10 protein-coding genes are annotated in these 13,054 nt (G+C 46.1%); 1 reads left to right on the top strand and 9 read right to left on the bottom strand.

Translation table 11 applies throughout. The annotated features are described in order from the left end of the window. Nucleotides 1-197 precede the first annotated feature (197 nt). On the top strand, nt 198-3,158 hold the full coding sequence (locus BMW79_RS04075) for a hybrid sensor histidine kinase/response regulator (RefSeq protein ID WP_089890918.1): 2,961 nt from the start codon (nt 198-200) through the stop codon (nt 3,156-3,158). A 4-nt stretch (nt 3,159-3,162) separates the two neighbouring features. Here the strand turns inward: BMW79_RS04075 and BMW79_RS04070 are convergent, their stop codons facing one another. The 9 genes from BMW79_RS04070 to BMW79_RS04025 all read right to left on the bottom strand — a co-directional run bounded on the left by BMW79_RS04070 (nt 3,163) and on the right by BMW79_RS04025 (nt 13,052). Continuing rightward, nucleotides 3,163-4,857 carry a HAMP domain-containing sensor histidine kinase gene (locus BMW79_RS04070; protein WP_089890916.1) on the bottom strand — a complete coding sequence of 565 codons (1,695 nt, stop codon included), beginning with the start codon at nt 4,855-4,857 and terminating at the stop codon, nt 3,163-3,165. After that, nucleotides 4,854-5,978, bottom strand: coding sequence for a histidine kinase (locus tag BMW79_RS04065; RefSeq protein WP_089896772.1), 1,125 nt, complete (start codon nt 5,976-5,978; stop codon nt 4,854-4,856). Before BMW79_RS04065 ends, BMW79_RS04070 begins: the two co-directional genes overlap by 4 nt. Nucleotides 5,979-5,988: 10 nt before the next feature. Further along, nucleotides 5,989-7,071, bottom strand: a complete 1,083-nt coding sequence (locus tag BMW79_RS04060) for a porin (protein ID WP_089890913.1) — start codon at nt 7,069-7,071, stop codon at nt 5,989-5,991. A gap of 122 nt (nt 7,072-7,193) precedes the next feature. After that, entirely contained in the window at nt 7,194-7,757 is a 564-nt protein-coding gene (kdpC, locus tag BMW79_RS04055) for a potassium-transporting ATPase subunit KdpC (RefSeq protein ID WP_089890910.1), read from the bottom strand. 25 nt (nt 7,758-7,782) lie between these two features. Then, on the bottom strand, nt 7,783-9,828 hold the full coding sequence (gene kdpB / locus BMW79_RS04050; protein ID WP_089890907.1) for a potassium-transporting ATPase subunit KdpB: 2,046 nt from the start codon (nt 9,826-9,828) through the stop codon (nt 7,783-7,785). A gap of 20 nt (nt 9,829-9,848) precedes the next feature. Beyond that, nucleotides 9,849-11,561, bottom strand: coding sequence for a potassium-transporting ATPase subunit KdpA (kdpA, locus tag BMW79_RS04045; RefSeq protein ID WP_089890905.1), 1,713 nt, complete (start codon nt 11,559-11,561; stop codon nt 9,849-9,851). A 244-nt stretch (nt 11,562-11,805) separates the two neighbouring features. Beyond that, nucleotides 11,806-12,150 (bottom strand): DUF7674 family protein, encoded by a 345-nt coding sequence (locus BMW79_RS04035; protein ID WP_143059065.1) that lies wholly within the window; start codon nt 12,148-12,150, stop codon nt 11,806-11,808. A 271-nt stretch (nt 12,151-12,421) separates the two neighbouring features. Further along, nucleotides 12,422-12,769 carry a HepT-like ribonuclease domain-containing protein gene (locus BMW79_RS04030; protein ID WP_089890899.1) on the bottom strand — a complete coding sequence of 116 codons (348 nt, stop codon included), beginning with the start codon at nt 12,767-12,769 and terminating at the stop codon, nt 12,422-12,424. After that, nucleotides 12,759-13,052: a nucleotidyltransferase family protein gene (locus BMW79_RS04025; RefSeq protein WP_089890897.1), complete on the bottom strand. Its 294-nt coding sequence runs from the start codon at nt 13,050-13,052 to the stop codon at nt 12,759-12,761. The genes BMW79_RS04030 and BMW79_RS04025 overlap by 11 nt, the downstream gene beginning before the upstream one ends. Nucleotides 13,053-13,054 lie beyond the last annotated feature (2 nt).

The raw sequence follows: 13,054 nt of genomic DNA, 5'->3' as shown, positions 1-13,054 counted from the left end.
ACCAGATAATACATCGACAGGCCGAAAGTAACAGAAAAACAGATATTGACCACTATAATCTTTTCCTGATGCCCCCTCCGGATATTGAACAAGATGAATAACAATATTGGCGCAAAATATCCTAATTTGAATAAATAATCCATCATTAAGGCCATAACCCCTGCCAAAGCTTTTAATGAGTCGTTGAAAATCTTCGCATGAAAAAAATCCTAAATACAGTTCTGGCATTAATCCTGGCGGTATTGATGGCGCTCATTGGGTTTAGCTACTACGCATGGATGGTGCAGAAAAGAAGTAAAAGCGCCTCCGAAACAATTATACAGACCAACGCACTGAATGATAAAGTCAGACTGATAGCCCTGCTGGAAAACAATTATACCAACAGTATCCGCGATATGCTGCTCATGGATCAATCCGGCCTTCCGGCAGGAACCGCACAGCTACCGGATAGCATCCTTCACCTCCTGACCACCGTAATAGCCAGTATGCCCGGTGATACAGCCGCACAAAAAATACTGACCGATTATCATCACATCCTCCGGAAAAAAATTAATTATACACAGCAGATCCTGGAAACAGCCCCGGCAAACCCCGCCCTGGCAAGGCAAATGATTACCGCTCCCCTCAACTCCCAGCTAAGAGACAGCATCCGCAAAGGCGTGACGGACTTCCTGCATGAAAACCAGGCAAAACTGGCCACCCGCATCGGGAAAGATAATACCTACACCCTCTACTCTTTCTGGACTACCATCATCATCAGCCTCTTTACGCTGGTGCTGCTACTCGGCGAATCACGCTACATTTACCGGCTGTTTAAAAAACTGAAAAGCCGCGCCAACCAACTATACAAAAGAGAACAATCTTTCATGCGCCTGGCCGAAGAAACAGAACTGATCCTCTATAAATCGCGGCTGGATGGCATTTTCACGGCTGTCAGCAAACGCGCTTCCGATATGACCGGATACACGAATACTGAACTGATCGGCAAACATTACTCGCTCTTCCTCGATGATGAAACCTTTCAAAGACTGGATACATTTTACAGCAACCAGGTGAAAACCCGCGACGACTACACCTTCCAGGAGTTTGAAATTATTACAAAATCAGGCGCCAAAAAATGGGTGGAACAAATGGTCACCCTGATCTACGGTGAAGATGGCCAGGTGAAAGAATTTCAAAGCATCGTCCGGGATATCGATAAGGAAAAACGCAGCGAAGACCAGGTACTATACCTCCAGAAACGCCTCGACGCTATCCTCGATTTTATGCCTTCGATGATGTTTATCAAAGATATGCCCGGCAGATACCTGCTGATCAATAACCGCTTCTCCGACATCCATGAAGGAGATAAAAAAGATATTATCGGTAAAACAGATGCCGAACTGCCCTACGACTGGGTACACCGTTACACCGAAATGGACCGACAGGTAGCAGTTACCGGTACCCGCGTGAAATCGGAGGAAAGCTATACCGTAAACGGTAAAGTTTATCATTTTCTCATTACAAAATTCCCCCTGCGCAATGCGGAAGGCGAAATGATCGGCATCTGCGGAATAGGACAGGATTTCACCGAAAAAACGAATTACATCACCGCGGTGGAGAATGCCAATAACCTCGCACAGGAAGCGATTAATGCACAGGAAATGTTCCTGGCCAATATGAGCCACGAAATTCGTACGCCCATGAACGGTATCATCGGCATGACAAACCTCCTGATGCAGCAAAGCCAGCTATCATCCCTTCAACTCGAATATACCAGCGCCATCAAAACTTCCGCCAACCGGCTACTGGTCATCATCAACGAAATCCTCGACTTCTCCAAAATAAAAGCCGGCAAACTCCTGCTGCTACAAGAACCGTTCGATATCTATGAACTGATAGACAACGCCCTGTTCCCCCTAAAACTGCAGGCGCAACAAAAAGACTTATCCTTCTTCGATGAAATCGACAACAATATCCCTGCATATCTGCTGGGCGATGAAACAAGACTGATCCAGATCCTTACCAACCTCGTGGAAAATGCGATCAAATTCACCCCCACGGGAAAAATTACGGTGAAAGTATCGCTGGTAAAGGAAAATAAAGAAACGTCCACACTTCAACTGGGTTTCGAAATAAAAGATACCGGTATCGGCATCGATCCGTCGCAACATGAGCTGATCTTCCAGAGCTTCTCTCAAACCCATGCCGACAATACCCGCAAATTTGGAGGTACCGGACTGGGACTTGCCATCACACGCGAACTGATCACCCTGCAACAGGGCTTTATACGGGTAGACAGTCGCCTGAATGAAGGTGCCACCTTCTATTTTGAATTGCCTTTTGTACGCAACAACGCGGCTATTACTGGTAACGATGACAAAGGACACCTGCACCACAGCGATAAACCACTGCAAGGAAAAACTATACTGGTAGTGGAAGACGACGATATCAACCAACAGGTTGTATTTCATACACTCCGCAATGCCGGCGCCAGAACTGATGTCGTGAACAGCGGAAAATCAGCACTCGAAATGCTGGATTACAAATCATACGACTGCATCATCATGGATATACAAATGCCCGGAATGGACGGCTACCAGACCACCCAGGCCATCCGTCAGAAAGGTATACAAACCTATATGATCGCCATGACCGCCTCCGCCCTTAAAGGAGAAAAAGAACGCTGCCTGCAGGCGGGGATGAATGAATATGTCTCCAAGCCTTTTGAACGCGCAGACCTCTTTCATAAAATTCTAAGAGGAGTAGGAGAGCAGCCTGTCCTGCATCCTCCTCTTGCGGAAGAAGATCCCACTTCGTCACTCACAGAACTCAATTTTTCAAGTGTTTACGGCATGATGTCCGGCGAACGGGAACATGTGAAAATACTGCTGGAAGAATTGCTGGACAGTGTACCCGCAAAATTTACCGAAATGAAACGGTTACTGGAAGAAAAAAACTGGGAACCATTATTTATGCTGGCTCACCAGATGAAATTCAACCTGAACATGGCAGGGATGCAATATGCCTCCGACGTAGCCCATACCATTGAGCGGGATACGCGGCGGGAAGAAAATCTTGATACCATTCCCGTCAGGCTCAGGGAAATAACTGATATCTATTTTAAACATGTACACCTTATCAAAGCGCACATCAACGAAATAGAAGGAGAAAAATAATTTATTATGCTTCCGGCAATGTGAAATAAAACTGGCTGCCTTTTCCTTCTTCGCTATTCACACCGATAATGCCGCCCTGCGCCTCTATAAATTCCTTTGAAATAGCCAGTCCCAGCCCATTTCCCTGTCCTTTCATACCGGGTACCTGGAAAAAACGTTCAAAGATTTTGCCCCGGAAGGCTTCCGGGATACCTTTTCCATAATCCTGTACTACAAAAGACAGCATCTCTGTGCCAGTAGGCGTTACCGTTAGATCAATGGCTGATCCATGCGCAGAATAACGGATCGCATTGGTGAGCAGGTTTACCAGCACCCACGCAGTCTTCTCCACATCCGCCAATACTTTAGGTAAGGTATCCGACACCTGGGTGCGGATGTTAATTTCCCGTTGTGCGGCCTGTTTTTGTACGGTATCCATGGCGTATTGCACAATATTCAACGCCGCCACGGGTTGTGGCTGCAGCTGTATATTTCCGCTTTCTACCTGCGACAGGTCCAGCAATTCACTCACAATTTTGATCATGCGCCGGTTGTCCTGTTTAAGACTGTCCACCAATTCTTTTTGCTCGGTACTAAGCGTGCCGGTCCTTTCATCTTCCAGTAACTTGATACTGAAGTCAGATGCGGCCAGCGGCGTTTTCAGTTCATGTGAAATGGTGGCGATAAAGTGTGTTTTGGCAATATCCTGTTCTTTGAAAGTGGTAATATTTCTCAGAATAACGACGTAGCCTATACGCTTTTCTTCATGTTTTATATCCGTTGTTTCACGGGTAAAGAAACACTCTTTGCCATCGACCACTATTTTGAGTGGTGCTGTTTCGGCGGTATTAATCAGGAAACGCAGCAGGTCGTTGCGCTTGGAAATATCGCCGGCTGCCTGTCCGATCAGTTCTTTTTCGGGTATATTGAGCAACTGCAAAGCAGGGGTATTAGCAAACAGGATAATGTTATTGACGTCAAACCCGATGGTAGCATCTTTCAGACTGCTGATCACGGCTTCTGCACGTTGTTTTTCAAACATAATCCGCGCCAGGTTGCTATGCTCATATTCATCGAGCCGCTGTGCCATGGTATTAAAAGCTGTAGCCAGATCGCCGAATTCATCACCGGTTTTGAAGTACAACCGTTTGCTGTATTGCTTGTTGGCAATGCCTTTGATCCCTTCTGTGAGCGCATGGATAGGGTTGGCGATATACCCCGGGAAATTATACACAAAGGTAAAGCCGAGTACGAAACACAGTCCGCTGATGATAGCAATATAAAGCAGGGCGTTATCTGCCGTTTTCTTTACCTTTTCATTCTTCCCCACAATCGCTGCCATGTTAAGATCCATAATGGTATAGATGTTCTTTTTAATCGCGCTGACATCTACTGTAGAATCTTTCTGTAACAACACAAAGATGCGGGCTACTGCTGCAGTCGCATCTTTTTCTCCCCGCTCCGTTACGTTGGCCTGTTGCCTGCTGAGGTTAAGGGAAAATGTTTGCATCGCCGCTGCACGGTGGGCGGGCAGGTCTTCCAAAGCCACCAGCATATTCTTGGAATACTCCAGCGATTCATAGTTATCCTTCAGGATAAATTTCGCCTTTTCGTTCAGGCGGTTCAGATAGTAATAGCCCAGTATACTCACCACCAATAGCATGATGTAGAGGAACAATACGCCGAGCGTGATCTTTGTTTTTATTCTGAACGTACTCATGATAATATGATAATGTCAATATCGTTCGCAGAAAGTGTTTTCAGCAACTGGTTAAACACATTCGTACGCAAAATGATACGGAAAAGACTGATATGCGGTTTTCCCATACAAATAGTGGTGACCCTTTTCTCCAATGCAATGTTAATGATCGCTTCTGAAACTTTGGCGTTATGTTCCTGTATTACTTCTGCACCCAGTTCTGTAGCCAGTTTCAGGTTATTAATAAGATGACGTTGGGCAGCCAGGGCTATTTTATCCGCACTCTCGCCAGGCGTTTGCACATACAGCACAAACCAATCGGCATGATAGTAAGCGGCCAGTCGGGCTGTTTTACGGATCACTTTCCGCGCTACTTCGTCGTTGGTGGAAATACAAGCCAGGAAACTTTCATGCCGCATCTGCAAATTACGCGGGATCTCAGTTTCAACCTTCCTCTCCACTTGAGTAGTCACTTCTTTCAACGCCAGCTCCCGCAGCTGTAGAATTTTATCGGCCTGAAAAAAATTACTGAGGGCGCTCTCTACTTTGGAACGGTCATAGATCTTGCCTTCTTTCAAACGCGTGATCAGCTCATCGGCGGTGAGATCGATGTTTACTACCTCATCGGCCATTTGCAGCACCAGGTCAGGAATGCGTTCCTGTACTTCTACACCAGTAATGGACTTTACTTCCAGGTTAATGCTTTCAATATGCTGAATGTTCACCGCAGAAATAATATTGATCCCTGCGTTCAGCAGATCCACCACATCCTGCCAGCGCTTTTCATTTTTTGAGCCGGGGATATTACTGTGCGCGAGTTCATCTACCACTACCCAATCCGGCGACAACAGCAGGATGGTGGAAAGGTCCATTTCTTCCAGCATCTTGCCTTTGTAGAATACCTGCCGGCGCGGTATCTGGGGCAATCCATCCAGCAGGGCATGTGTTTCTGTGCGCCCATGGGTTTCGATATACCCGATCTGGATATTCACCCCATTTCTTAACATGGCATGTGCTTCCTGCAACATGCGGTAAGTTTTACCTACACCGGCACTCATGCCGATGTAGATTTTAAACTTACCTCTTCCGGCACGATTGGCCAGGTTCAGGAAATGCTGTACGGACTGTTCTTTATCTGCCATCATTATTTCATTAGAACCATACTGCCAGCGAAGCAGTGATAGCGGTACTGGTATTTTTCACTTCTGTTCCTTTTATAAATGTTTTGTCTTTCCCGTTAAATGTTCTGCCCTCCAGCCGGAACATCACATGATCTACCGGTGTAAAATCGAGGTTCAGGGAGTAGCCGGTGGTCTGAAAACCGTTTGGCGTACCGCTGTTGATCACTACGCCATGTTCATCGTTATAATACTCCACACGGCCTGCCATGGCGAATTTATCTGTAAACGCATACCGGGCTATCACAATAGGACTATACCAGCTGTTGAAGTCGGATGAACCTTTGGCTTTCTGTTGTAATCCGTAGTCTAGTCCGCCGATTAAACTGAATTTATCTGTTATACTAAAGGTACCATAAACATTATTAAAATAGCGCATCTGGCGTATGCTGTCCGGGAGATCATTACCGATATAGGTACTCCAGTTCAACAATATTTTATCCGTTGGCTTGAAGGTGATCTGGGTACCAAAAGCAGGAGTCTGATTACCATCCACTTTCTTTATCCGCTGCCATCCGTTCAGGTACATGGCGGCAAAAGACCATTTGTCGTTAGGTGTCCAGGTTACTTTTGCACCGGTTTCATAGTAAGGGGAATTCTCTGCCAGCATGCTCCGGGTAAGCGTAGGACAATCTTTTCCGATAGCGCTTTCGAAGCCGATGTGCGCAGGCATCACACCCGCATCAAGCCAAACGTTTTTGCCTATACGAATACCTACGTTGGCTTCATATACATATTGCATGAGCGTGGGTTCTGCGGCGAGATTGTATTGTGGATAGGTTCCCGCCATCAAGCCAACGTTGGCACGTATCCGGTCGGAGCTGTAGTTGGCCTTTACCATCGCCAGGTTCAGGTTCAGTTCATTATGACGGTTGAAGTTGTACAGAAATCCCGGTTTGGTATGATTGGCCGGATTGTTCAGATCATAACTGTAGTATGCTTCGGCATAGCCGGAAAAGGTGACTTTTCCTTTCTCTTTTTCCTGGGAAGGAGCTTCCTGAGCGAACATAGTAATAGCTGCTGCCAGGGCCCCGGCCAGTAATAAAATCTTCTTCATTTTTAAATATATAGGTTCAGTGATGGTACAATGACTGGTAATCTGCTGCGACAGACTACCAGTTTAAAGTCAGCGGTTTTTTCATAAGACGTTCATGAGGCAAAGGATAAGAGGACGGCAATCTATTTCAGGTCGTCCAGTGCGATGTTTAATTTCAGCACATTTACGGTAGACAACCCAAACAGTCCCATTAAAGGGCCTTTCGTGTTGGCATCGATTAATTGTTTCAGTTTATCAGCAGGGATGTTTCTTAACTTAGCTACGCGTGGCACCTGCACATAAGCCGCAGCAGGCGTGAGGTGCGGGTCCAGTCCACTCGCAGAAGCAGTGACCAGTTCTGCCGGAATATCCGATTTTTTCACATCCGGGTTATGCACCATAAAGGAATCAATTCTTTCCTGTACAGTTTTCAAATAATCAGGGTTACCGGCAGCTTTATTGGAACCACCGGAACCGGCAGCATTATAATCTACCGTAGACGGACGGGGCTGAAAGTATTTATCGTCACTGAATTTTTGTGCAATATTTTCATAGCCTACCACGCGGCCATTGTGTGTTACTTTGATACCATCGCCTTTACCGGGAGCCAGTTTAGCCACGCCTGCCAGGAACAACGGATATAATCCGCCCAATAACAAAACGAGTAATGCAGTGAGCTTTATAGAAGGCAAAAGATACTTTTTCATCTCTTTAAATTTTAACCAGTTAGAATTACATAAAAAGCGCAATCAGCATATCAATCAGCTTGATGCCGATGAAAGGAGCGATGATACCACCTACGCCATAGATCAGCAGGTTGCGGCGAAGCAACGCACTGGCGCCGATAGGCTTGTAAGCCACGCCGCGCAGGGCCAGTGGGATCAGCATCGGGATGATGATCGCATTGAAGATCACCGCACTGAGGATGGCCGTTTCAGGGCTATGCAGCTTCATGATATTGATACCCTGCAAAGCGGGGATAGAAGTCACAAACAGCGCAGGCACAATCGCGAAATATTTGGCCACGTCGTTAGCGATAGAGAAAGTGGTAAGTGTACCACGTGTCATCAGCAACTGCTTTCCGATTTCCACGATTTCAATCAGCTTGGTAGGGTCGTTGTCCAGATCCACCATGTTACCGGCTTCTTTGGCAGCCTGTGTACCGCTGTTCATCGCCACACCTACATCGGCCTGGGCCAGGGCAGGCGCATCGTTGGTACCGTCGCCCATCATCGCTACAAGACGGCCTTCGTTCTGCTCTTTGCGGATATAACTCATTTTATCTTCGGGCTTCGCTTCTGCGATGAAGTCGTCTACACCCGCTTTGGTAGCAATATATTTTGCAGTCAGTGGGTTATCACCGGTTACCATTACCGTTTTCACTCCCATTCTACGCAGGCGGTCGAAACGTTCACTGATACCAGGTTTGATGATATCCTGCAGTTCAATAACGCCCTGTACTTTGCTGTTCAATGCTACTACCAGTGGTGTACCACCGTCGTTGGAAATAGATTCTACTTTGGCCAGCGTTTCTGCGGGGAAAGTAAATCCTTCTCTTTCTGCCAGGCGGCGGATGGCGTCGTAAGCACCTTTACGAATGCGGCTACCATCCGGCAAGTCGATACCACTGCTGCGGGTTTCAGCGGTGAATTTCACCAGGCTGGCGCCACTTACGGATAATTTGCTCACCACTTCCTTGCCGGCCAGTTCTACGATAGACTTACCTTCCGGTGTTTCATCGGATAAAGAACTTAAGGCGCAGAGGCGGATAAAGTCTGCCGTAGCTACACCGTTGGTTGCATAGAAGTTAGTGGCCTTGCGGTTACCGATGGTGATGGTACCGGTTTTATCCAGCAACAGCACATCAATATCACCGGCAGTTTCTACGGCCTTACCGGATTTGGTAATCACGTTGGCTCTCAGGGCACGGTCCATTCCCGCAATACCGATGGCTGATAATAAACCGCCGATAGTAGTGGGAATCAGACATACAAACAGGGAAATAAAGGCCGCTATAGTAATGGGCGTCTGGGCGTAGTCGGCAAATGGTTTCAGCGTTACACATACAATGATAAACACCAGGGTAAAGCTGGCCAGCAGGATCGTCAGTGCAATTTCATTGGGTGTTTTCTGTCTGCTGGCGCCTTCTACGAGGGCAATCATTTTATCCAGGAAAGATTCTCCCGGTTCTGTGCTTACCCGTACTTTAATATGATCAGACAATACCTTTGTACCGCCTACCACACTGGATTTATCGCCACCGGCTTCCCGGATCACCGGCGCACTTTCACCGGTGATAGCGGATTCGTCGATGCTCGCCAGGCCCTGCACAATTTCTCCATCGGCAGGAATAATATCACCGGGCTCACATACGAAGATGTCGCCTTTGCGAAGGGAAGAAGAAGATACGATCTTGATTTCGTTGGTGAATATTTCACCTACCAGTTCTACTTTCTTCGCAGGTGTTTCTTCTCTCGTTTTACGCAAGCTTTCGGCTTGTGCTTTACCACGCGCTTCCGCAATGGCTTCCGCGAAGTTGGCAAAGATAACGGTGAGGAAAAGCACCAGGAAAATAGAAACGTTATATGCAGCACTGCCTTGTTCTTTGTTGCCGGTAAACAGCGCATACAGTGCCACTATCAGCATTACGGCAGTACCTATTTCCACGGTGAACATCACCGGGTTTTTAATCATCAGTTTCGGATTCAGTTTTACGAAAGACTGCTTCAGGCTTTCCATCACCAGTTCTTTCGGAAACAATTTATTATCATGCTTCATGGTCGTCAGTCATTAAAATATTACAGGGAAAAATACTCTGCGATGGGTCCCAGTGCCAGTGCAGGGAAATAAGACAAAGCGGTGAGGATTACGATCACTGCAAAAGTCATGGCGCCAAAAGTGATGGAGTCCGTTCTCAGTGTACCGGCAGATTCAGGCACATACTTCTTGGAAGCCATCAGACCTGCAATCGCTACCGGTCCTATGATCGGCAGGAACCTGCCGAGGATCAGTACAAAGCCGGTAGATACGTTCCAGAAAATATTTCCATCTCCCAGACCCTCAAAACCAGAACCATTGTTGGCATTGGCAGAAGTATATTCATACAGCATTTCAGAGAAACCGTGATACCCCGGGTTGTTCAACCAGGCGGATGGCTTCACCGCCCAATCCGCATCCGGATGATGCGAGAGTACCCATGCAGATAAAGCAGTACCGGCCAGGATCAGGAAAGGCGATAACAACGTGATAATCGCTGCAATCTTTACTTCCCGGGCTTCCAGTTTATGCCCCATAAATTCAGGTGTACGGCCTACCATGAGACCAGAGATGAATACTGCGATGATAATATAGATGTAGTAGTTCAGGATACCCACGCCGCAACCACCATACAGGCAGTTCAGCATCATACCGAGCAACTGCATTAAACCGGTCATAGGCATGGTGCTATCGTGCCAGCCGCATACAGAACCCGTAGAGATGATAGTGGTAACGGTACTCCAGTAGCCCGTAGCAGCGGCGCCAAAGCGCACTTCCTTACCTTCCATGGCCCCTGTGGCCTGTTGTATACCCATGTGCGCAATGGCAGGATTACCGGCCATTTCCTGCTGCATGGAAGGGATCAGCAGGCAGATCATCCCGATGGTCATAATACCGAAGATGACCATCGCAAATTTTCGCCGTTGGATAAACATACCCAGCGCGAATACCATGGCAATAGGTATAATCACCTGTGCTACCATTTCTGTCATCCAGGTAACATAGTTAGGATTTTCCAGCGGATGGGCGGAATTGGCGCCAAAGAAGCCACCACCATTGGTTCCGAGGTGTTTGATCGCCACAAACCCTGCAACGGGTCCGTGTGATACGTTTACAGTATCGCCCTGCATGGACACAATGGCTTCCTTACCGGCATAGCTGGCAGGCATACCATTGAAAACAAAGATGAGTGCAATCACAATGCTGATAGGCAATAAAATACGGGTAATCGTTTTCAGGAAAATATCCCAGAAGTTACCCAACTTAGTGGTCGTTTTTTCTTTCATGGCTTTGAAAACCACGATCAGTGCAGCAATACCGGTAGCGGCGCTCACAAACTGCAGGAAGGCCAGTACAAATAACTGGGTGAAATAAGTAACACCAGTTTCACCTGAATAGTGTTGCAGGTTGCAGTTTACTACAAAGCTGATGGCGGTGTTAAACGCCAGATCGGCCGACTGGCCGGGATTCCCATCCGGGTTCAGTGGCAGTTTGTCCTGGAAGAACAGGGCAAAGAATGCGTATACAAACCACACGAGGTTGATGGTGAGCAGCGCCTTCATATGTTGTTTCCAGTCCATTTCCTCTTTAGGATTGATACCGGAAATTTTAAAGAAAAGGCGCTCCAGTGGCGACATAAAATCGGACCAGGTGCGTTCACCCCGGAATACCTTTACAATGTATCTCGACAGTGGCCAGGCCAGTAACAGCGTGATGCCGTAGGTGGCGATTACGCCTAAAATTTCTGTTGTCATTTCTATAGTCAGTTAAATAAGCTTTTGCGTATAGGCGGGAGCGATACTCCAATCAGAATTTCTCAGGTTTCAACAGTACATAGATCATGTAGCCGAAAACGAAAAGTGATAAAACAAATAATGCGTTCATAATTACAGGTGTTTTAGTTAGATCTTTTCGAAATAGTCCACCGATTTGAAGAATAAGGCGAAGCAGGCCAGTCCTGCGAGCACCAGAAGAATAGTCATGATCATAAAAGAGGTTTTAAAGTGCTATAGTTTGTAAATGCTGAATCCTTACGTTTTTCAAAGACAAGGGAAGTAGTTCCTTATGCTTTCCGCAGAGCAGGGGAGACAGGGTATACATAAATGCGCTTTCGATAGCGTTACGTAAGGCACTGCTTCCATTATGATACAATACAGCGGCCACATTGAAACAACGTTTCACCTCGTGAAGTTGTTCATTCCTGATCATACGGCCGGTATAATCGGCAAAAGTGTGGATCACTTTACTGATGCTGCCTTTGGCAGGTTGTTGTTGCTCAGCGGGAAATGTTAATCCCGGAATCTGTAAACCAATCAGTTGAGAGATTTTTGAGTCAGGTAGCATATGGATCAATTGTTTTGATACAAATAGGGTAATGCCAGCGGAGTGCCAGCGTTCTTTTGCGGCGGGCAATTACTACCTAACTATTTATTAATCAGTTATTTAAATTACAATACAGGGAGATAGGAAGAAAATGAGCGAAGGGAAAACCATGCAGAAATGGTAGGGTGTGTGCAGAAATGAAAGAGTAGGGGGCGTTGTTTAGGTGAAAGTGGAGGGCAAAAAAAAGGGATGTTTTGCAAGCTTGCAAAACATCCCACTAATAAACTTACTATTATTCCAGGTTATTTAATATCTCTTCAATCCTTTCCTTTAGAACAGGAATATCACTTTCAACAATCTGCCAGATCAACTCTGCATCTATTCCAAAATACTCATGTACAAGGATATGCCTGAGTCCAATGATCTGCCTCCACGCAACATCGGTATGAAGTTCTTTTAACTCAGGTGTTAACAAGTTAGCAGCTTCACCTATAATCTCAATTTGCTTTACCGAAGCAAAACGCATCATAGAATTTTCAATGAAATCAGCAAGTGATTTACCTGTGGTATAAGTTTCAATTTCTAGTATTGCATCAGCAATATGCTGTAATCGTTGCTTATCACCCATCTTACCTTTCATAAATCAATTGTTTGTCTGATTTAATAAAGGGTAAAATATATTTTGAAACAGCTTTTTCTGAAATCAGATCTACCTTCTTGTGCAACTTATCTTCAAGATCTTGCTGCATTGTAACAAAACCCAGACCTATATATTTAGTATAATCCAATTCTACCAATATATCTATGTCGCTTTGATCATCGGCTGTGCCTCTCGCATGTGATCCAAAAATAAAGGCTTTCTTCACAGGTTTATCTGAGAAGTATTGCTGAATTATTTTTATATCGTTTTGCGAAAGTGTCATTC

This window comes from Chitinophaga arvensicola (assembly GCF_900110835.1).
GTDB classification, from domain to species: Bacteria; Bacteroidota; Bacteroidia; order Chitinophagales; family Chitinophagaceae; genus Chitinophaga; species Chitinophaga arvensicola.
The sequence above is the reverse complement of the archived record's forward strand: the minus strand, read 5'-3'. Positions and strand labels throughout refer to the sequence as shown.